This window comes from Roseisolibacter agri (assembly GCF_030159095.1).
GTDB lineage: Bacteria > Gemmatimonadota > Gemmatimonadetes > Gemmatimonadales > Gemmatimonadaceae > Roseisolibacter > Roseisolibacter agri.
Map to the genome: position 1 here is coordinate 89,570 of NZ_BRXS01000004.1, position 22,303 is coordinate 111,872.

11 protein-coding genes are annotated in these 22,303 nt (G+C 72.1%); 7 read left to right on the forward strand and 4 right to left on the reverse strand.

The genetic code is table 11. The annotated features are described in order from the left end of the window. Positions 1-91 precede the first annotated feature (91 nt). Positions 92-2,197 (reverse strand): ATP-dependent helicase, encoded by a 2,106-nt coding sequence (locus rosag_RS12565; protein WP_284350494.1) that lies wholly within the window; start codon positions 2,195-2,197, stop codon positions 92-94. 114 nt (positions 2,198-2,311) lie between these two features. On the opposite strand from rosag_RS12565, the gene rosag_RS12570 reads away from it, so the two are divergent. Next, positions 2,312-4,273 carry a multicopper oxidase domain-containing protein gene (locus rosag_RS12570; RefSeq protein ID WP_284350495.1) on the forward strand — a complete coding sequence of 654 codons (1,962 nt, stop codon included), beginning with the start codon at positions 2,312-2,314 and terminating at the stop codon, positions 4,271-4,273. Between the two features lie 10 nt (positions 4,274-4,283). Here the strand turns inward: rosag_RS12570 and lipB are convergent, their stop codons facing one another. Next, positions 4,284-5,048 carry a lipoyl(octanoyl) transferase LipB gene (gene lipB, locus rosag_RS12575; RefSeq protein WP_284350496.1) on the reverse strand — a complete coding sequence of 255 codons (765 nt, stop codon included), beginning with the start codon at positions 5,046-5,048 and terminating at the stop codon, positions 4,284-4,286. 135 nt (positions 5,049-5,183) lie between these two features. Between lipB and rosag_RS12580 the strand changes: the two genes are divergently transcribed. Both rosag_RS12580 and rosag_RS12585 read left to right on the forward strand, forming a co-directional pair. Next, on the forward strand, positions 5,184-8,159 hold the full coding sequence (locus rosag_RS12580) for a SusC/RagA family TonB-linked outer membrane protein (protein ID WP_284350497.1): 2,976 nt from the start codon (positions 5,184-5,186) through the stop codon (positions 8,157-8,159). A gap of 1 nt (position 8,160) precedes the next feature. Continuing rightward, complete coding sequence (locus rosag_RS12585; RefSeq protein ID WP_284350498.1) at positions 8,161-9,546, forward strand: RagB/SusD family nutrient uptake outer membrane protein; 1,386 nt, start codon at positions 8,161-8,163, stop codon at positions 9,544-9,546. Here rosag_RS12585 and rosag_RS12590 read toward each other — a convergent pair. Beyond that, a complete protein-coding gene (locus tag rosag_RS12590; protein ID WP_284350499.1) occupies positions 9,532-10,686 on the reverse strand; it encodes a DUF3592 domain-containing protein in 1,155 nt (384 codons plus the stop codon). The genes rosag_RS12585 and rosag_RS12590 overlap by 15 nt on opposite strands. A 7-nt stretch (positions 10,687-10,693) precedes the next feature. Then, complete coding sequence (gene lpdA / locus rosag_RS12595) at positions 10,694-12,097, reverse strand: dihydrolipoyl dehydrogenase (protein ID WP_284350500.1); 1,404 nt, start codon at positions 12,095-12,097, stop codon at positions 10,694-10,696. A 468-nt stretch (positions 12,098-12,565) separates the two neighbouring features. Here lpdA and rosag_RS12600 point away from each other — a divergent pair, with 468 nt between their 5' ends. The 4 genes from rosag_RS12600 to rosag_RS12615 all read left to right on the forward strand — a co-directional run bounded on the left by rosag_RS12600 (position 12,566) and on the right by rosag_RS12615 (position 22,299). Further along, positions 12,566-15,649, forward strand: a complete 3,084-nt coding sequence (locus tag rosag_RS12600) for a SusC/RagA family TonB-linked outer membrane protein (protein WP_284350501.1) — start codon at positions 12,566-12,568, stop codon at positions 15,647-15,649. An 18-nt stretch (positions 15,650-15,667) separates the two neighbouring features. Continuing rightward, entirely contained in the window at positions 15,668-17,104 is a 1,437-nt protein-coding gene (locus rosag_RS12605) for a RagB/SusD family nutrient uptake outer membrane protein (protein ID WP_284350502.1), read from the forward strand. 116 nt (positions 17,105-17,220) lie between these two features. Next, positions 17,221-18,687, forward strand: coding sequence for a carboxypeptidase-like regulatory domain-containing protein (locus rosag_RS12610; protein WP_284350503.1), 1,467 nt, complete (start codon positions 17,221-17,223; stop codon positions 18,685-18,687). Positions 18,688-19,140: 453 nt separating this feature from the next. Continuing rightward, on the forward strand, positions 19,141-22,299 hold the full coding sequence (locus rosag_RS12615) for a SusC/RagA family TonB-linked outer membrane protein (protein WP_284350504.1): 3,159 nt from the start codon (positions 19,141-19,143) through the stop codon (positions 22,297-22,299). The last annotated feature ends 4 nt before the right edge of the window (positions 22,300-22,303 follow it).

The window sequence follows — 22,303 nt, forward strand, 5'->3', positions numbered from 1 at the left end:
CGACGGCCGACGCGAGCCCGTCCCGCGTCCGACCACGCGTTGGACACGCGCCGGCGCCGCGGGGATGCCGCCTACGCCGCGCATCCTCCGGTCAGCCCGCGAACTTCCCGCGGAGCAGCGCGCGCAGGTCCAGCCCCGCCGCGGCCGCGGGCGGCGCGGCGGGCTGCGGCTCGCCGGCGGCGTGGCCCACCACGACGCGCTGCATCGTCGCGCGCACGCCGCGGTCGAGGAAGCGCGACAGCTGGTCGATCGAGTAGTCGGCGCCCATGCGCGAGTTGTACGCGTTGAGCGGATAGGTCACGTACAGCTCGTGCCGCGCGCGCGTCAGCGCGACGTAGAGCAGCCGGCGCTCCTCCTCCAGCTGGTCCGGATCGCCCGCCGCGCGCGCGAGCGGGAACATCCCGTCCGCCGCCCAGATCACGAACACGGCGTCCCACTCCTTGCCCTTGGCCGAGTGCACGGTGCTGAGCACGAGCGCGTCGTCCTCGCCTGGCTCGTCCGCGCCCGCGAGGTCCTGCGTCGCGCTCGGCGGCTCCAGCGCGAGCGCGGAGAGGAAGGCGGCGCGGTCCGCGTACCCCGCCGCGATCGTCTGCAGCTGCTCGAGGTCCGCCAGCCGCGGCTCCGCGTTGTCGTAGCGCTCGCGCAGCAGCGCGTCGTACATGCGGCGGATCATCCCGATCTCGGCGCCGAGGTCGGGCGTCGCGCGCCGCACCGCGCGCGTCAGCTCCGCGAGCAGCGTCGCCAGCCGGCCGTGCCACTCGCGCGCCTTGGGCGGCGGCGTGAAGCGCGACAGCCCCGACGCCTCCCACCCCGCTTCGGCCACGGCGTCGATCGCCGCGCGTGCGGTCACGTCGCCCACGCCGGGGAGCAGCAGGAGCAGGCGATACCAGCTCACCTCGTCGCGCGGGTTCTCCAGCACGCGCAGGAACGCCAGCACGTCCTTCACGTGCGCGGCCTCCAGGAACTTCAGCCCGCCCCACTTCTCGTACGGGATGTTGCGGGCGGTGAGCTCGATCTCGAGGTCGGCCGAGAGGTAGCCCGCGCGGAAGAGCACCGCCATCTCGCGCAGCGGCATCCCCTCCTCGTGCAGCTCCAGCACGCGGTCCACGACGAAGCGCGTCTGCTCGCCCTCGTCCTTCGCGCTCACCAGCCACGGCGCCTCGCCGCCCGCGCGCTCGGTCCACAGCCGCTTGCTGAAGCGCTCCTCGGCGCGGGCGATCAGCTCGTTCGACGTGTCGAGGATGGCCTGCGTGGAGCGGTAGTTCTGCTCGAGCGTGACCATCCGCGTGCCGGGGAACTGCTGCGGGAAGTCGAGGATGTTGCGGAAGTGCGCGCCGCGGAACGAGTAGATGCTCTGCGCATCGTCGCCGACGACGGTGAGGTTGCGGTGCAGCTTCGTCATCCCGCGGAGGATGCGCGCCTGCAGCACGTTCGTGTCCTGGTACTCGTCGACGAGGACGTGGTCGTACAGCCCCGCGATCGTCGCGCCCAGCTGCGGCGCGTCGAGCATCCCCGCCCAGAAGAGCAGGAGGTCGTCGTAGTCCACGAGGTTGCGCTGCGCCTTGCGGTCCACGTAGTCGGCGTAGACGCGCTTGAAGTCGTCCACGCGCTCCGCGAAGTGCGGGTAGTCGCGGCCGAGGATGTGCTCCAGCTCGAGGCCCGTGTTGACGTGGCGCGAGTAGACCGCCTGCAGCGTCTCCTTCTTCGCGAAGCGCTTCGTGGGCGGGTCGCCGGCGCGCCGCTTCTGGTCCGCCAGCCCCAGCGCCGCGCGCGAGAGCTGCATCAGGTCCTCGGCGTCGCCCTGGTCCATGATCGTGAAGTCCTGCGCGATGCCGGCCGCCTGACCGTAGCGCCGCAGCAGGCGGTGCGCGGTGGCGTGGAACGTCCCGCCGTGCACGCGCTGGCTCACCGAGCCCACCAGCCGCTCCACGCGCTGCAGCATCTCCTGCGCGGCGCGGCGCGTGAACGTCAGCAGGAGGATGCGCTCCGGCGGCACGCCGCGGGCGATCAGCTGCGCGACGCGGTGGATGAGCGTGCGCGTCTTGCCCGTGCCGGCGCCGGCGATGACGAGCAGCGGCCCGTCGCCGTGCGCGGCGGCCGCGTGCTGCGCGGGGTTGAGCTCCGCGGAGAGGTCGCGCGTCTCGGGCGCGGGGACGGCGCGTGGGCGCGGGACGTAGACGCGGGGCGAGTCCGACATGGCCCCGGAATATAGACCGAAGCCGAGGCCGGGATGAGCCGCGGTGGGGTGGAGCACGCTTGCACCGCACCTCGCATCGTCCCACTGTGGGGCCGACTGCACCCGAGAGGTGGCATGCGACCGCTCACGCTGGTCCTCGCCGCGCTCGCGCTGGCCCCGACGGCACGCGTCCACGCGCCGTCGCTCCCCCGCGATCCGACGCCCACGCCTCCGGCCGTCGCCGAGGCGGCCATCAACCGCAACCTGCGCCCCGCGGGCACGCTGCGCGACGGCGTGCTGACGCTGCGGCTGGAGGCGCGGCGCGCGACCTGGCACCCGGAGGCGGACGACGGCATCGGCATCGTCGTACATGCGTTCGGCGAGGCCGGCCGGCCCACCGAGATCCCCGGGCCGCTGGTGCGCGTGCCGGTCGGCACCGAGGTGCGGCTCTCGGTGCGCAACACGCTCGACTCGACGCTCGTGCTGCGTGGGCTGCACGCGCGTCCCGCCGCGACGGGCGACACGATAGCCGTCGCGCCCGGCGCCACGCGCGAGGTCGCGTTCGCGCTGCGCGAGGTGGGCACCTTCCTCTACTGGGCGCGCACGGGCAGCGACACCTCGCTCGCCGCGCGCGAGGGCGCCGACAGCCAGCTCTCGGGCGCGATCGTCGTGGACGCCGAGGGTGCGCGCACGACCGACCGCGTGCTGGTGGTGGGCGTCTGGGCGCGCACGCGCCTCGACCCGGCCGCCGCCGACGCGCCGTGGGGGCTGGCGACGGTGATGAACGGCAAGTCGTGGCCGCACACCGAGCGCCTGACGTACGACGTGGGCGACACGGTGCGCTGGCGCGTCGTGAACGCCAGCCCGCGCGCGCACCCGATGCACCTGCACGGCTTCTACTTCCACGTCGAGAGCCGCGGCGACGGGATGCGCGACTCGACGTACGCGCCCGCGCGTCAGCGCATGGCGGTGACGGAGTTCCTGCTCTCGCGCAGCACGATGGCGGTGCGCTGGGTGCCGGAGCGGGCGGGGAACTGGCTCTTCCACTGCCACCTGGCGGCGCACGTCGGGAGCAACGCGCGCCTGCACCCGCCGCTCGGCGGCGCATCGGTCGCGGCCGTGCGTGCGGAGGCGGGGGGCGAGGTCGTCCGCGCGGACGCGATGGGCGGGCACGCCGACCACGGCATGTTCGGGCTCGCGGTGGGGCTGCACGTCCGCCCGGCGCCCACGGTTGGGGGCCAGGTCACCGCGGTGCAGCAGCGGGAGCCGCGTCGGCTGCGGCTGCTCGTCACCGAGCGGCCCGCGGTCTACGGCGCGGCGCCGGGGCTGGCGTTCGTGCTGCAGCGCGGCGACGTGGCGCCGGCGGACGACTCGGTAGCGGTGCCCGGCTCCATGCTGGTGCTGGAGCGCGGCGAGCCGGTGCGCATCACCGTCGTCAACCGCACCCGCGAGGCGACCGCGGTCCACTGGCACGGGCTGGAGATCGAGAGCTTTCCCGACGGCGTGCCCGGATGGAGCGGCGCGCCCGGCCGCCTGATGCCGCCCATCGCGCCGCGCGACTCGTTCGTGGCGGAGTTCACGCCGCCGCGCGCGGGGACCTTCATGTACCACGCGCACCTGGACGAGGCGCGGCAGATCGGGACCGGGCTCTATGGCGCGCTGCTGGTGCTGGAGCCCGGGCAGTCGCTCGACCCGGCCACGGACCGCATCCTGGTGTTCAGCCGCGGCGGGCCGCCGGAGCTGGGCGACACCGCGCCGATGCTGGTGAACGGCCGCTCGCCCGCCGACACGGTGGAGCTGACCTCGGGCGTCGCGCACCGCGTCCGGCTGGTGTTCATCCAGCCGAACGGCGCCGCGCGGCTGCGCGTCGTCGGCGCCGGACCCGCGGACACGTCGCTCGTGGTCTGGCGGCCACTGGCGAAGGACGGGGCGGACCTGCCGGCCGCCTACGCGCGGCCGCGCAGCGCGCTCGCGATCGTGGCAGTGGGTGAGACGTACGACTTCGCGCTCACGCCGCGCGCGCCGGGCCTCTACCGCATGGAGCTGTTCGCGCCGCGCGACGGCACGACGCGGACGGTGATGCTGCGCGCGCGCTGACGGCGCGCGTCTACGCGGAGACCGCCGCCGGCACCTCAGCGTCGGCGGGGAGTCGCGCGCGCAGCTCGTCGGGCGTGAGGAACACGGGCACGAGGTCGAACACGCGGCCGAAGCCGCGCGCGACCTCGCGTCCCACGCGCTCGACGCTCGCCTCGCGCCCCGCGCCCAGCTCGCGCGCCACGGACGTCATGTCGACGCCCGCGATCCCGCACGGCACGATGAGGTCGAAGAAGCGCAGCGGCTCCATCGTCACGTTGAGCGCGAAGCCGTGCCACGTGACCCAGTCGCGCGCGTGCACGCCGATCGACGCGAGCTTGCGCGACACGACGGCGCCGGCTGCGTCGCGCGACTCGACCCAGACGCCCGTGTAGCCCGCGCTCCGCGTGCCCGCGAGGCCGAACGGCGCGATCCCCTCGATCAGCGCCTCCTCGACCTGCCGCAGGTACCAGTGCAGGTCCTTGCGGTGCCGCTTGAGGTCGACGATCGGATAGCCGACGAGCTGGCCCGGCCCGTGGAAGGTGACGTCGCCGCCGCGCTCGATCTCGTGCACCTCGATCCCGCGCGCGCGCAGCGCCTCGGCCGGCAGCGGCAGGCTGCTCGCCTTCGTCGAGCGGCCGAGCGTGAACACCGGCGGGTGCTCGACGAGGAGCAGCACGTCCTCGGCGATGGCGCCGGTGATGCGCGCGCGTGCCACAGCGCGCTGCAGCGCGAGCCCCTCGGCGTACGGCATGGTGCCGAGCGCGACGACGAACAGACGGCGGGGAGGCGAGGACATGCGCGGAAATTAACCGAACGCGGATGGCCGGCGCACCGATCGGCGTTTGACAGCCCGCCCGGAAATTCCTAGCGTGCCGGCACATACCGCTTTCACCGCCGGCCGGACGCCAACCCCGTGAACCGGGAGGGTCTCGTGTCGAGAGTGCTCGCGTACGCCATCGCCGCCGTGGCCGCGCTGTCCTCCATCGCGCAGGCCCAGCGCCGCGTGACGGGCCGCGTGACCGATCGCGCCACCGGGGAGCCGCTGCCCGCCGTCTCCGTGACCGTCGGCGGAACGGCCATCCGCACCGTCACCGACGAGCGCGGCGCGTTCGTCCTCCGCCTGCCGACGTCGGCGCCCGCGACGCTCCTGGTGCGCCGCATCGGCTACGGCCGCGTCGACACACCGGTCGGCGCCGCCGACACGAGCGTCGTCATCACGCTCGCGCGCGACGTGCTGCGGCTGGAGAACGTCGTCGTCACGGGCGCCGCGACGCAGGTGTCGCGTCGCAACGCCGCCAACGACATCGCGCAGGTGAGCGCGGAGCAGATGGCGGCCGTGCCCGCGGCCAGCCTCGAGAACGCGCTCGCGGGGCGCATCGCCGGCGCGCAGGTGGTCGCCAACTCGGGCGCACCCGGCGGCGGCAACCAGGTGCGGCTGCGCGGCGTGACCTCCGTCTTCGGCTCGGCCGACCCGCTGTACGTGGTGGACGGCGTCATCGTCAGCAACGACGTCACGCAGACCGGCACGAACGCCATCTCCGTGGCGACGCGCACCGCGGTCGGCTCCAACGCGTCGAACCAGGACAACGGCGTCAACCGGATCGCGGACCTCAACCCGAACGACATCGAGAGCATCGACGTGCTCAAGGGCGCGTCGGCGTCGGCGATCTACGGCTCGAAGGCGTCGAACGGCGTCATCGTCATCCGCACCAAGCGCGGCAGCGGCGCGCGCGCCGGCGGCGACCTGGTGCAGCGCTTCGGCACGCGGCAGCTCTCGGGCAAGTTCGGCGCGCGGCGCTTCACGCTGGAGGAGGCGCGCGCCTTCGGCACGGCGCGCGGCCTCAGCGCCGCCGAGGTCGAGGAGAACTACGCCCGGTGCAACGGCTTCTGCGACTTCGAGGAGCAGCTGTTCGGCGAGACGCCCTTCAACTTCGAGACGAGCCTCGCCGTGCGCGGCGGCACCGAGGGCGGCACGACGTACTACGCGTCGGGGCTGGCGCTGCACGACGGCGGCATCCAGAAGAACACCGGCTACGAGAAGCAGAACGTCCGCCTCAGCCTCGGGCAGACGCTCGGCTCGCGTGCGGTGCTGCAGGTGGGCGCGACGCTGGTGCGCACGCTGACGCGCCGGGGCATCAGCAACAACGACAACGCGAACATCACGCCGTACTTCGTCTTCGCGGGGACGCCGAGCTTCTTCGACATGCGGCCGCGCGACGGCGTGTATCCGCACAACCCGTTCGCGGTCACGAACCTGTTCCAGAACCGCGACCTGATCCGGACGCCGGACGAAGTGTATCGCCTGATTCCGAACGCGCGGCTGTCGTACGGCCTGATGCGCCGCCCGACGCAGACGCTGGAGCTGCGGGCGGACGGCGGGCTCGATCGCTACAACGAGCAGGTGAACGTCGTCTCGCCGCGCGCCCTCTACTTCGAGGCCAACGACGGCCTGCCCGGGACGCTCACCGCGCTGAGCGCGAACTCGCTGGCGGCCAACGTGAACCTGAGCGCGGTGCACGGGTGGACGCCGGCGGACCTCGGCTTCACGGCCACGACCGCCGTCGGCGTGCAGCGCGAGGTGACGCAGCGCCGCTCCACCAACGTCGTGACGCGCGACGTCGTGGCGGGGCAGGAGAACGTGAATCGCGGCTCCGCCTCCGAGGTCTTCGCCGACCGCACGGCGGTGCGCGGGCTCGCGCTCTACGCGCAGGAGGAGGTGCTGGCGCTCAAGGAGCGGCTGCTGGCGACCGTCGGCGCGCGCGCGGAGCGGAGCACGGTCAACGGGGACATCGACAAGTTCTACGTCTTCCCCAAGGCGTCGCTCGCCTACCGCATCCCGGCGCCGCTCGCCTTCGTCGACGAGATCAAGCCGCGCGTGGCGGTGGGGCAGTCGGGGAACCAGCCGCTCTACATCCAGAAGTACTCGCCGGCGCTCGCCAACACGTACCAGGGGCAGAACGCGCTGCAGCCCGGGCCCATCAACGGCAACACCGCGATCCAGCCCGAGCGGCAGACGGAGATCGAGGGCGGCGTCGACCTCTCGCTCGGCGGCGGGCGCGCGTTCCTCGCGCTCACCGGCTACCAGAAGACCATCGACGACGTGATCCTGCACTTCGTGACCGCGCCGTCGCTCGGATACCAGGTCGACATCCGCAACGGCGGCACGATCCGGAACCGCGGCTTCGAGGCGGCGCTCGACCTCACGCCGCTGCGGAGCAACACCGTGACCTGGGTGTCGCGGACGACGTTCGCGCGCAACGTCGGCGTCGTGACCGCGCTGCCGGCCGGCGTGACCGCGTTCAACATCGAGCGCGACGCGACGGGCCAGCGCGTCGCCTTCGGGGCGGGCTACGGCATCGGGCGGCTGGAGGTGGGGAAGCGCGTGACGCAGATCGTCGCCAGCGGCTGCAACGGCGGCTGCGTGGAGCAGAAGGGCGACGCCGCGCCGTCGTTCACGCTCGGCGTCAGCAACGACGTCACGTGGCGGCGGCTGCGCCTCTCGGCGCTGGTGGACTGGCAGCCGGGCGCGGACCTCGTGAACATCACGCAGAACGTCTACGACGGTGGCGGCCTCGCACCCGACCGGCCGGACGGCGGGGCAGGGCGCGCCCGCGAGAACGACGCGGTGGGCAACGCGCAGTACGTGCAGGACGCGTCGTTCGCCAAGCTGCGCGAGGTGGTGGCGTCGCTGGAGCTGCCGGCCGGCCTGACCCGCCGCGCGTTCGGCGGCGCGGTGCGCGTGGCGCGCGTGGAGCTGAGCGGCCGCAACCTCGTCACGTGGACCAAGTACGCGGGCGTCGATCCGGAGGTCAGCAACTTCGGGAGCCAGCAGATCAGCCGCTTCATCGACCTCGCGCCGTTCCCGCCCAGCCGGACGTTCTACCTCACCGTCAGCGCGGGGTTCTGACATGCCCACCATGTCCCGCGTCCGCCGCGCGCTCGTCGCGCTCGCGGCGTCCGTACCGCTCGGCATCGCGTGCTCCGACCCGTTCGTCCCCGACTACAACAACCCCACCATCGGCGATGTGGTGAACGACGCCGCGCAGCTGCAGGGGCAGGCGTCGGGGCTGCTGGCGGGCGACCGCGAGCGCCACGCCTTCCAGATCCTCGTGCTCGAGACGATGGGGCGCGACGCGTACCGCATCGACGTCGCGGATCCACGCTACCTGCTGCAGCCGCTCGGGCAGTTCAGCCCTGGCGCCTTCCTGGTGGACTTCACCTGGAACTCGCTCTACCAGACGATCCGCGGCGCGCAGCTGCTGACGCGCGGCGTCGACGCCTCGACGTCGCTATCGGCGACCGAGAAGGCCGCCGCGCGCGGCTACGCGCGCACGCTGCAGGCGCTCGAGTACATCCGCCTCATCGAGACGCGCGACACGCTGGGCGTGCCGATCCTGAGTGGCTCCGGCACGCTCGATCCCGTGCGCTGCAAGCCGGCCGTGCTCGCGTACGCGGTGGCGCTGCTCGACTCGGCCGCGGCGGACCTGGCCGCGGGCGGCACGGCGTTCCCGTTCACGCTCTCCAGCGGCTTCACGGGCAACGGCACCTTCAACACGCCGACGACGTTCCGCCGCTTCAACCGCGGGCTCGCTGCCAAGGCGCTGACCTACCTGGGCTTCATCGACTACGCACGCAACGGCTCCGTGGGCACCGCGGCGCTGCAGTCGGCGCTGACCGCGCTCGGCGAGTCGTTCGCGAGCGAGACCGGCACGCTGCGCGACGGCGTGTACCACGTCTACAGCACGGCGTCGGGCGACCTCGCGAACGCCAACTACGACCCGTCGGTCTACCGCGCCAACCCCAAGGTGCTGGCGGACGCCGAGGCGGGCGACCTGCGGCTGTCGAAGGTCCGGCGCGACGCGACGGCGCGGAAGGAGAACTCGGACGGCACGATCGCGTCCGACATCCTCTTCACCAACATCACCGGCCCCACCACGCCGCTGCCGATCCTCACGAACGAGGAGCTGCTGCTGATCCGCGCCGAGGTGCTGTGGGGGCTGCAGCGCGACGCGGAGGCGCTGGCGCTGGTGAACACGGTCCGCTCGCGCGCCGGCGGGCTGCCCGCGCGCACCGCCGCGAGCCTCGCCACGCGCACCGACCTGCTGCGGGAGATCCTGCGGCAGAAGCGCTACTCGCTGCTGTTCGAGAGCGGCGCGCGCTTCGTGGACATGCGGATGTTCGGCTTCTTCAACGAGCTGGGCTCGGAGCTCGGCGGCGGCCAGCTGGGCCCGCGCGTGATCCCGTTCCCACAGGCCGAGATCGACGCGCGCGGCGGGATCCTAACCTGTAGCTGACGCGGCGTGCACGCGGACGGGGAAGCGCAGCGTCGCCTCGTGCCCGTCCGTGAAGCGCAGCCGGGCGACGAACGCCCACGCGGTGCGCGGCGCCTCGTCCGCGCGCGTCGACGAGGCGATCGCGTGCGCGGGCAGCACGTACGTCGCCGCGGACGTCGCCTCGGTCGCGCCGCCGCCGGCGTCGAGCGGCGCGTGCGCGTCGCGATGCCGCACCTTGCCCGACGGCATCTCGCGCGTCTCGTGCTCCAGCGTCAGCGTGGCGTCGCGCAGCGCGGCCCGCTCGCTCGCGAACATCGGCTGCAGCGCCGCGCTCACCGCGCTGCCGATGCGCACCGCGGGCTGGTCGAGCAGCACCCGCGCGCCGCGCACGCGTGCTGCCGTCCGCGCCGCGGCCCGCCGCCGCCGCGCGACGTACCACCACGCGCCCGCCAGCACCGCGACGTCGAAGACGAAGAAGCCGTCGCCGAAGGTCGCGCGCCACGCGGCGGCGAGCGTCTCGCGCATCCCCGGCTCGTCGGCCGCGCACCACGCCACCAGCACCACGTGCGCGCCGATGACCGCCAGCGCGGCGGGCCGCCATCGGCCGGCGGCGCGCGCGACCGCATTCGCCTCGCGCGCGGGCGGATCGCGCAGCGCGACCACCCAGCTGCCCGGTCCCGCGGGCGCGGGATCGGGCGGCGGCATCGGATCGTCCCGCGATCCGACCGACCCGTCCACGAGCAGCAGCCCGATGACGGCCAGCGGCGCCGCGATCATCAGCAGCACGCCGGCGCTGGGCTGCCGAACGAGGTACGCGTTCGACGGATCGCGCGGATCGACCCACGCCGTCGTCGAGTCGTTCGGGACGTAGCGCGCGGCGATGCGCTCGGCCCACCCGCGGCCGCGCCCCTCTCCTCGCCCGGGCAGCACCGCGGTGCCGACGTACTCCGAGTCGCCGACGACGTAGCGGTACTCCACCGCCGGCCGGTAGGACGTGCCGCTGCGCCCGCTCGACCGGTCGACCGTCGAGGACACGACGACGGCGGGGGTGGCCCGCCCGCGCACGAGGCGCCAGGCGTTCCACCCCCACAGCGCGATCCCGACGAGCATGAACAGCCCGAGCGGGACCGCGAAGCCGCCGACGCGGCCCGATCGGCTCACGCGCGGCTCACGCGTGGATCATCTTGCCGAGCGAGTCGAGCGCCGCCTCGGCCACCGCCTCGGAGAGCGTCGGGTGCGCGTGCACCGCGAGGTCGATCTCCTCCACCGTGAACTCGTTCTCGCGCGCGACGGCCAGCTCGTGGATCATCTCGGTGGCGTGGGCGCCGACGATGTGCGCGCCCAGGATCTCGCCGTACTTCGCGTCGCGGATGATCTTCACGAAGCCGTCCGTCTCGCCCGCCGTGCGCGCGCGGCCGTTCGCGCTGAACGGGAACTTCCCGATCTTGTAGTCCAGCTTCTGCTCCTTGCACTGCGCCTCGGTGAGGCCGATCGACGCGACCTCCGGGTGGCAGTAGGTGCAGCTCGGGATGTTCTTGTAGTTGACCGGGTGCGTGTGCGCACCGGCCAGCAGCTCGGCCAGCACGTGGCCCTCGCGCGAGCCCTTGTGGGCCAGCATCTGGTTCCCCGCGACGTCGCCGATCGCGTAGACGCCCTTCACGCTGGTCTCGAAGCGGTCGTCGATCTTCACGAAGCCGCGCTCGGTGAGCTGGACGTTCAGCTCCTTGAGGCCGACCTCCTCGACGTTGGGCGCGCGGCCCGCCGCCACCAGCACCTTCTCGACCGCCAGCTGCTGCTTGGCGCCGTTGACCTCGACGCTCATGGTCGCGCCGTCGGCACCGACCTTCACGTCGCTGATCTTGGCGCTGGTCAGCACGTCCATGCCGCGCTTCTTGAACGACTTGGCCACCTCGGCCGAGCAGTCGGCGTCCTCCAGCGGGAGGATCTGGGGCAGCACCTCGATCAGCGTGACCTTGGTGCCGAAGGCGTTGAAGACGTCGGCGAACTCGCAGCCCACCGCGCCGGCGCCGATGACGGCCATCGTCTTGGGCGCCTGCTCGAGGACGAGCACCTCGTCGGACGACAGCACGACCTTCTTGTCGAGGGCGAGGCCGATCTGCGGCAGCCCGCGCACGCGCGAGCCGGTGGCGACGACGATGGCCTTCTTGGCCTCGTGGCGCTCCGACTTGCCGTCGGCGCCGGTGAGCGTGACGCTCTTCGGGCCGGCCAGCTTCGCGGTCCCCTTGAGGTAGGTGACCTTGTTCTTCTTCATGAGGAACTCGACGCCCTTCGAGTTCTGCGTGCTGACGGCGCGCGAGCGCTTCATGGCCGTGCCGTAGTGGAACGACACGTCGCCGACGGTGATGCCGAAGTCGTTGGCGTGGCGGATCTTGTTGGCCAGGGCCGCGCTCTCCAGGAGCGCCTTGGCGGGGATGCACCCCCAGAGCACGCACGTGCCGCCGAGCGCCTCGCGCTCGATGATGGCCGTGGAGAGGCCGAGCTGGGCGCAGCGGATGGCGCACACGTAGCCGGCCGGGCCGCCGCCCAGGATGATGACGTCGTACGAAGCCATGGTCGCGGATCGAGTGGGTGGGCGCGCCCCTCGCGGCCGGCAGGGCCAGCGTGGTCGCGCAGCCGACGAATCTAGGCGGGGCGCGCGGGCGCCCGCCACGTCGCGTCCCGTGTGCGACTCGTCCCACCGGGGCCGTGGGACCTGTGACGATCGGTCGGGACAAGACGCATGTTTGCCGACGCAGGGCGTGCGCAATGTCAGGATTTGTGACGGAACTCGTCATGAGCGTGTGACCGGCGGTTGGCACGCAGGGTCTGAACGCGTTGTGCCGGGTTCCGTCGATGCATCCGGCCGCACGCCCCCGCGCGGCGTCCCTCCCCGGGACGATCCCCCCGCCCGTGGGTGGCCATCCGTGTCGCGACGTCCCCCACCGGCGTCGCGCTGCCGCTGCGGCGCCTGCCCGGGCCACCGCGGCTTGCAGCCGTCCCGCCCCGGGACGGTGCTGATCACCACCCTGTAGGAGGAATTGTGAATCGACTTCGTGCGACGCTCCCCGCGGTCGTCGCGCTCGCCGTCGTGGCGCAGGACGCCGCGGCGCAGCGCCGGATCACCGGGCGCGTCACCGCCTCGACCGGCGAGCCGCTGAGCGCGGTCACCGTCCAGGTCCTCGGGACGACCGCCGGTGCGCTGACGAACGAGCAGGGGCAGTTCACGGTCGTCGTGCCGCAGGCGGGCGCCACGCTCCGCTTCCGCCGCATCGGGTACCAGCAGCGCGAGGTCGCCCTCGCGGCGGGCCAGGCCGAGGTGAACGTGGCCCTCACGCGCGACGTGCTCCAGCTGGAGCAGGTCACGATCACGGGCAACACGACCTCGCTCTCGACGCGCAACGCGACGACGGCGGTGAGCGTCGTCAACGCGCAGGAGGTCACGCGCGCGCCCTCGCAGTCCATCGAGCAGGCGCTCCAGGGCAAGGTCCTCGGCGCCAAGATCGACATGAACTCGGGCGCCCCGGGTGGCGGCGGCCAGATCCAGATCCGCGGCGTGACGTCGGTGCTCGGCAACGGCCAGCCGCTGATCGTCGTCGACGGCGTGATCTTCTCGAACGAGGGCTACTCCTCGGGCGCCAACTCGCTGACCGGCGCCGGGGCCGGCATCGCGACGTCGCAGGACGCCGTCGTGAACCGCCTCGCCGACCTGAACCCGAACGAGATCGAGAGCGTCGAGGTCCTGAAGTCGGCCGCCGCGACCGCCCTCTACGGCTCGCGCGCCTCCAACGGCGTGGTCGTGATCCGCACCAAGCGCGGCATCGCCGGCGCGACGAAGGTCAACCTCGTGCAGCGCGTCGGCACGCAGGGCATGCTGCGCAAGCTCGGGCAGCGGCAGTTCACGAGCGTCGAGCAGATCGTCGACCTGCCGTACGGCAACGGCGAGAGCGCGGAGGACGCGCTCAAGGCGCTCTTCCCCAGCGGCACCATCCCGGCGTCGGCGAACCGCGACATCGAGAGCGAGTTCTACGACAACAAGAGCCCGTCGTACGCGACCATCCTGTCGCTGACCGGCGGCAACGAGCGGACGCAGTTCTTCTCGTCGCTGACGAACGACCACGAGACCGGCCTCGCGCCGCGCACGGGCCGCGACCTGCAGGCCGGCCGCTTCAACGTCGACCAGCAGTTCAGCCAGCGCTTCCGCGCGTCCCTCGGCATCAACGTCACGCGCAACGACCTGAACCGCGGCCTGTCGAACAACGACAACGCGGCGGTCAGCCCGATCTACAACTTCGCCTACTCGCCGTGGGTCATCCCCTACGGCCAGAAGGACGCGAACGGCAACTACCCCGAGAACCCGTTCAATGGCGGCGGCGCGTCGACGTCGAACCCGTTCCAGACGTTCGAGTACGTGAAGGTGAACGAGCAGGTCTACCGCTCGACTGGCTCGGCCAACGTCACGTACAACGCGGTGGAGACGGACAAGAACCGCCTCGCGCTGAACGTCCAGGGCGGCTTCGACCGCTTCCAGCAGGAGGGCGACATCCGCTCGCCCGCGTTCCTGCAGTTCGAGCCGAACGACAACCTCCTCGGCACGCTGGCGTACTCGGACATCCGCCAGCTGAACTACAACTTCAACACCAACCTGACGCACACGTTCACCCCGGGCGCCATCGCGTCGTTCACGACGGCGGTGGGCACCGGCTACGAGCGGCAGGGTGGCAACGTGGGCCGCGTGCGCGCCCGCGGCGTGCAGCCGGGCATCACGAACCCGTTCGTGACGGGCGCCGCGCAGCAGCTGGACGTGGCGGCCGACGGCTTCATCTTCCGCGACCAGTTCGCGACGGTGACCGAGCAGATCCTCGCCTTCGGCGAGAAGCTGGCGATCAACGGCGGCGTGCGCTTCGACCGCTCCAGCTCCTACGGCGAGCGCTCCAAGTGGTACGCGTTCCCGCGCGTCGCGGGATCGTACCTGCTCGAGACGCCGATGGTGACGCAGCTCGACAACATCAAGGTGCGCGCGAGCCTCGGCTTCACCGGCAACCGCCCGCGCTTCGCCGACCGCTTCCTCGTCCTCGGCTCGGGCACGGCCATCGGCGGGCAGACGAGCCTCACGCGCCCGGCCACGGTGAACAACCCGGACATCAAGCCGGAGCGCCTGCGCGAGACCGAGTTCGGCGCCGACCTGCAGGGCTTCGGTGGCCGCGCGGTGCTCGAGGCCACGGTCTACGACCGCACGATCACCGACCTGCTGTTCACGGCACCGGCCGCGCCGTCGAGCGGCTTCACGAACCTCGTCCTGAACACCGGCGAGCTGACCAACAAGGGCCTCGAGCTCGGCCTGCAGCTGCTGCCGATCCAGACGCGCACCACCACCTGGACGTCGCGCATCAACTTCCAGACGAACCGTCAGGAAGTGAACGACCTGCCGGCCAGCATCCCGCGCTTCACGGTGCCGGGGTCGTTCGGCGTCTCGTGGGGCCGCAACTCGCTCGCCTCGGGCTACCGCACGACCTACATCTGGGGCAACGCGCCGCTCAACCCGACGACGCTCCTGCCGCTCGAGGACGGGTACTTCGCCAAGAACCCGAACGCGAAGAGCGGGACGGACTACGTGGTCCGCGACACCGTCATCGGCGACGCGAACCCCGACTTCCTGATGAACTTCAACAACTCGGTGCAGTTCGGGCGCTTCACGGTGTCCGCGCTGGTCGATTGGCGGAAGGGCGGGATGGTCGCGAACATGACGCACACGCTCTATGACGAGGGCGGCACGTCGCGCGACTACGACGATCCGTCGCCGGTCGCCGGCATGCCGAAGGGCGAGTACAACTACGCGGCGTGGAACGGCGGCAACGACGCCCGCGCGTACCTCGAGGACGGCAGCAACGTGCGCCTCCGCGAGGTGCAGGTGGCGTTCGACGCGCCGCAGTCGTTCGCGCGCCGTGTGCGCGCCAACTCGCTCCGCGTCAGCCTGCAGGGCCGCAACCTGCTCATGGCGACCGACTACTGGGGCTACGACCCCGAGTTCAACAACTTCGCGAACACGAACCTGAACCGGTTCATCGACCTGGCGCCGTTCCCGGCGGTGCGCCAGTTCTCGATCCAGTTCGACCTCGGCTTCTAACCGATGCGCGCGACATACATGACCTCCAATCTCACGACGGGCGCCGTGCGCCCGCGCGCCTCGGCGTGGGCCCGCCGGGCCGGCGCGATGCTCGCCTGCGGCGTCCTCGCCGCGTGCAGCGACAAGCAGCTCGTCACGGCCAACCCGATCAGCGTGACGCCGGAGGCCGCCGGGTCCAACCCGCTCGGCGCCCTCCAGCTGCAGGCCACGGGCATCCTCGCGACGGACCGCGACAACACGGACGACTACGTCCGCGACGTCGCGATCTTCGGCCGCGAGGGGTACTTCTTCCAGCTGCAGGACTCGCGCTGGGTCACGGGCTACCTCCGTGACTACAACGACAACGCGAGCTTCGGCACCGGCAACTGGGCGGGCCGCTACAGCAACCTGCGCAACATCGCCAACTTCTACACGGCGGTGGACGCCTCCGCGGCGACGCTCGGCACGCAGCAGGCGGCGGCGGCGCGCGGGTTCGCGCAGACGATGGAGGCGCTCCAGCTCCTCTATCTCATCAACACGCGCCACGACCTCGGCATCGCCGTGCAGGTGCTGCCCGACCCGCAGGCGGTGGCGCCGTTCGTCTCGCGCGACTCGGCCTTCCGCTACATCACCAACACGCTCGACGCGGGCCTCACGAACCTGCGCGCCGGCGGGTCGGCGTTCCCGTTCACGCTGCCGACGGCGGGTGGCGGCTTCACGGGCTTCACGACGCCGACCACCTTCGCGCAGTTCAACCGCGCCCTCAAGGCGCGCGTCGAGGCCTACCGCGGCTCGCTCGGCTGCGGTCAGGCGTGCTACACGGCCGCGCTGGCGGCGCTCGGGCAGAGCTTCATCACCCCGACGCTCTCCAGCAGCAACCTGAACACGGGCGTGTTCAACACGTTCTCGTCGGCGGCTGGCGACCAGGTGAACCTCCTGTGGACGGAGCGCACGAACATCTACGCGCACATGTCCATCACGACCGACGCGTCGGTGCCGCAGAACGACACGCGCCTGTCGAAGATCACGACGGCGCCGTCCCGCTCGCAGGCGGGGTCGGACGCCAGCACTCGCGTCTTCGCGCAGTACCCGGCCAGCAGCACGCCCATCCCGATCATCGACAACGAGGAGCTGTGGCTCCTCAAGGCCGAGGCCCAGTGGTTCACGGGCGATCGCACGGGCGCGCTGACGACGCTGAACACGGTCGCGCAGGTCGCCGGCGGCGCCACGGGCAGCCGCTATGCGGCGCCGGCCAACGACGCGGCCTTCCTGGACGCGCTGCTCGTCGAGCGCCGCCTGTCCCTGCTGCTCGAGGGGCACCGGTGGATCGACGTGCGCCGCTTCGGCCGCCTGGCCTCGCTGCCCCTGGGCGGCACGGGCTTCACGGTCGCGCGCCAGCAGGTCGTCCCGCAGGCCGAGTGCATCTACCGCGACCGCACCGGTGACGCGGCGCTCAAGGGGCCGGGCTGCCCGTGAGTTGCCGCGGCGTCACGGCGACGTGACGACGCACTGACGTGGAGGTGACGGCCGGCCGGTCCCGCTCTGGGGCCGGCCGGCTGTCGTTCCGTCCCATCCGCGCGCATCTTCGCGACGTGTCGATCTCCCGCGCACTCCGCGTGGCGCGCGCCGTCCTGGCGATGGTCGCTCCCTGGGCCCCGCTCGGCGCCCAGTCGCCTCCGGCCGCTGTGCCGACCGGCCCAGGCACGCTCGGCGGCGTCGTGTACGACAGCCTGCTCACCGACGCCGCGCTGCCGGACGTCGAGGTCTGGCTCGACGGCACGACGCTGACGGCGCGGACCGACCGGGCGGGCCGCTTCCGCTTCGACTCGGTTCCGCCCGGGCGGCACCGCGTCGCGTTCCTGCATCCGGCGCTCGACGCACAGCGCATCGGGACGCCGGTCGCGACGGTCGACGTGACGCCCGGCGCGCACGCCGAGGTGCGGCTCGCGACGCCGGCCGCGTCGGCGGTGCACGCGGCCCTCTGTCCCGCGGCTGGCGAGACGCACACCGGCCTGCTGCTCGGCCTCGTCGCCCCACCGGGCGCCCCGGGCGCGGTCGCCGACGTCACGGCGAGCTGGGTCGTGTGGACGATCGGGCAGGGCGGCGTGCGCCAGGCGCCGCGCGAGGTCGCGGTCCGCACGGGCCACGACGGCGCGTTCCGCCTCTGCGGCGTGCCGACCGACGTGCCGTTGCAGCTGCGCGCGCAGGGAGCCGACGGCGCGGTGGCCGTCTCCGAGGTCGCCTTCGGCACGCGCGTCGTCGCGCTGGCGCTGGTGCCGCTTCCGGCCGCTGGAGCCCCGGGCGCGTCGCCGGAGACCGGCGCGCCGGAGGAGAGCGTGCCCGCGCCGACGCACGCCGTGCTGCGCGGCACCGTGCGCACCGCCGCCGGCCTGCCGGTCGCCGGGGCCGAGGTGCGCGTGGTCGACGCCAGCGCGGCCACCGTCACCGCGGTCACGCGCGAGGACGGTGGCTTCGTGCTGCGCGGGCTGCCGCCGGGCGTGCGCAACGTCGAGGCGCGTGCGATCGGCTTCCGCCCCGTGCGCACGCGCGTCGTGCTGGCCGGCGGCCGCGTCACGCCCGTGGCGCTGGCGCTCGGTGCCGACGCGACGGTGCTGGCGACGACGCGCGTGACCGCGCGCCGCGCCTCCGCGATGGCCGAGGGCTTCGAGCGGCGCCTGGCGTCGGGCGCGGGGCACTTCGTGACGCGCGCGGACCTGGAGAGGTGGCGGCCGACGTCGACGCTGGAAGCCGTGGCGATGGTGCCGGGCGTGCGGCTCGTCCCGAACGGCACCGGCACGCAGTTCGGCGCGACGCAGATCGCCATCCCACGCGCGCTCACCGGCCCGCTCACGAACGCCACCTGCCGCGCCGCGATCTACGTGGACGGCGTCCGCTGGATCGCCGACGCCGGGCAGCCGCTCGAGACGCTGGTCCGCCCGGCGGAGCTCTACGGCATCGAGGTGCACACCACGCTCGCGTCGATCCCGCTCGAGTACATGGCGCCCGACGCCGGCTGCGGGGTGGTCCTGCTCTGGACGCGCCGCTCGCGGGACCGCTGACGCCTCGCCCCACGCCTCGCCCCACGCCTCGCCCCACGCCTCGCCCCACGTCCCACCCCGCGCTGGACCGGATCCGGCGCGTGGCGAGCCGAGCGTTGCGCGGGATGAAACGGCCTTCATCTGTGGCGAGACGTGACGAACAGGTGACGATGCACTATTTAGCGGGGTCCAGCAGCGTTGAGCGCATTCCGTTCGCGCGTGTCGCCCCGTCGGGGCGCGCGCCGGCGAACGGGGTTCGCCCGTAGCAGCCCGCTGCGTTCGCCGTGGAGCCATGGTGCCGCGCCTCGCGCCCCGCCGATGTCGGCCGGGCGGACGTCGGGCCCCTCCCCGCGGCGACGCGCGATGCCGGTGTTCTGCCGGCCCCGCGCGGGTCGTTCGGTCCCCAGCACGTCGTCGGCCCGCCCTGGCCCGCGGCGCGCACGCAATTCCACGATGCAGCCACCCCATCTTCACATGCATCGCACTCTGGTCAGGTCGCTGGTCGCCAGCGCCGCTCTCGCCGGCGCGCCGGCGGCGGTGTACGCGCAGGCGCCGATCACCGTCACCGGCCGGGTGACCGTCGAGGGCGGAGAGCCCCTCACGGCCGCCCAGGTCTTCGTCCCCGCGTACAGCGTCGGTGCGTCGACGCGCGACGACGGCCGCTACACGCTGACGCTCCCCGCACGCGCCGTCGGCCAGACGGTCGTCGTCACGGCGCGCCGCATCGGCTTCCAGTCGCAGTCGCGGTCGATCGCCGTGACGGGCCCCAGCATCACCGCCAACTTCACGCTCACGCAGGCGGCCGCGCAGCTGACCGGCGTCGTCGTCTCCGCGCTCGGCATCGAGCGCGAGAAGAGCACGCTCGGCACCGCGCAGCAGCAGGTCACGAACACCGAGCTGACGCAGACCAAGGCGCAGAACCTGGTCAACCAGCTGCAGGGCAAGGTCTCGGGCGTGCAGATCACGGGCGCCGGCACCCCGGGCGGCTCGACCAACATCATCATCCGCGGCCAGAACTCGCTCGCCGGCAACAACCAGCCGCTGTTCGTCGTCGACGGCATCCCGGTGTCGAACGCCAGCCGCGGCGGCACGCTCGGCAACGGCTACGACTACGGCAACGCGATCAGCGATCTGAACCCGGACGACATCGAGAGCCTGACGATCCTGAAGGGCCCGAACGCGGCGGCCCTCTACGGCTCGCGCGCCTCGAACGGCGTCGTCGTCATCACGACGAAGAAGGGGCTCGCCAGCGACGGCCGCATGCGGACCGAGTTCAACTCGTTCCTGCAGTTCGACAAGCCGTCGATCCTCCCCGAGTGGCAGAACCAGTACGGCCAGGGCGCCGGCGGCGCGTTCCGCTACGTGAACGGCGCCGGCCGCGGCACCTGCGACGGCTGCGACCAGAGCTGGGGCCCGAAGCTCGACGGCCGCCTGATCGACCAGTTCACCGGCCCGCAGCAGCCGTGGGTCGCGCACCCGGACAACGTCGACCAGTTCTTCGAGACCGGCCGCACGTTCTCGTCGACGCTCGCCGTCAGCGGCGGCACCGAGCGCGCCAACGCGCGCCTCTCGCTCGGCACCGACCAGATCAAGGGCTTCGTCCCGAACAACGCGTTCCGCAAGGTCTCGTCGCTGCTGAGCGGCAACCTGCAGGTGAACCCGAGGATCGCGACGACGGCGACGCTGCAGTACATCCGCAACAGCGCCATCAACCGCGTCGGCACGGGCTACAGCAACTCGATCCTCGAGCAGTTCTTCTGGTTCGGCCGCCAGGTCGACATGAGCGCGCTCAAGGACTACGCGCAGACCGGCCGCGCCAACGGCGGCCCGACGTCGCGCGAGTACAACTGGAACTACAACTACCACAACAACCCGTACTGGATCCAGTACGAGAACCCGCGCCGCGACAACCGCGACCGCTTCCAGGGCTCCGTCAGCGCGACGTACCAGATCGCCGACGGCATCAGCCTCCTGGCGCGCACCGGCTCGGACATCTACCGGCTCGAGGGCAACCAGAACTTCTCGCCGGGCTACATCAACGGCACGTACGTCAACCAGTCGTACCAGGGCGGGTTCCTCTCGTTCGATGACTACCGCAACGAGAACAACTCGGACCTGATCCTGACGGCCGACCGCACGTTCCTCGACAAGCTGAACGTGCAGACGACGCTCGGCGGCAACCTGCGCCGCGAGCAGTTCAACCAGAAGTCGCAGCAGACGACCGGCCTGCTCGTCTCGGGCATCTACAACATCTCCAACACGGCCGTCGACCCGACGCTCGCGCAGGAGGTGACGCGCCGCCAGGTGAACGGCGTGTATGGCTCGGCCGCCTTCACGTGGGACGGCTGGTGGACCGTCGAGGGCACCGCCCGCAACGACTGGTCGTCGACGCTGCCGAAGGGCGAGAACTCGTACTTCTATCCCTCGGTGAACACGTCCGTCGTCCTCACGGACGCCGTGCCGGCGCTGAAGGACAACAAGTGGCTGTCGTTCGCGAAGATCCGCGGCGGCATCGCGCAGGTGGGCGCGGACGCGAACCCGTACCTGCTGGCGACGACCTTCACGGGCAACTCGGTGAAGTTCGGCACGCTGCCGCAGTACTCGCTCGGCAACACGCTGGCGAACGCGCAGCTGAAGCCCGAGATCACGCGCTCGAACGAGGTCGGTCTCGAGCTCGGCCTGCTCAACGGCCGCGTGACGCTCGACGGCACCGTGTACGACCGCTACACGAAGAACCAGATCTTCAACGTCACGATCTCGCCCGCGTCGGGCTTCACGAGCAAGGCGATCAACGCCGGCCGCCTGAGCAACAAGGGCGTCGAGGCGCTGCTCTCCGTGATCCCGATCCGCCAGCAGGGCGGGCTGACGTGGACCAGCACGTTCAACTACGGCCGCAACCGCAACCGCGTCGACGAGCTGACCGAGGGCGTCTCCTCGATCACGCTCAGCCAGGGCCTCTTCGGTGACATCGCCGTCGAGAACCGCCTCGGTGAGCCGGCCGGCGTGATCCGCACCTACGCGCTCGCGCGCGACGAGCAGGGCCGCCTCATCACGAGCGGCGGTCTGCCGGTGCACGACGACACGCTCTCGACGTTCGGGAACATCCAGGCCGACTGGATCGGCGGCTGGAACAACACCTTCCAGTGGAAGGGCTTCACCGTCAACGCGCTGCTCGACATCCGCCGCGGCGGCAAGATGGTGAGCTACACGAACTACATCGGCGACTACTCGGGCGTCCTCCAGAGCTCCCTCAAGGGCCGCGAGGTGGACTTCGACAACCCGGGCATCACGGTGCAGGGCGTCAACGAGAACGGCACGCCGAACACGACGAAGGTCACGGCGGAGGAGTACTACCAGTCGCTCTTCGGCTCGCTCGAGTACTACATCTACGACGCCAGCTACACGCGCCTGCGTGAGGTCCGCGTCGGCTTCGACCTGCCGAACCGCCTGGCCAGCCGCCTGAACGCGCAGAGCATCAGCGTCGCGCTCACCGGCCGCAACCTGGCGATCTGGAAGAACGTCCCGAACGTCGACCCGGAGTTCGCCTACAACACGGGCAACTTCCAGGGCGTCGAGTACGCGCTCCCGTCCAACCCGCGGAGCATCGGTTTCAGCCTCCGCGTCACGCCGTGATCCG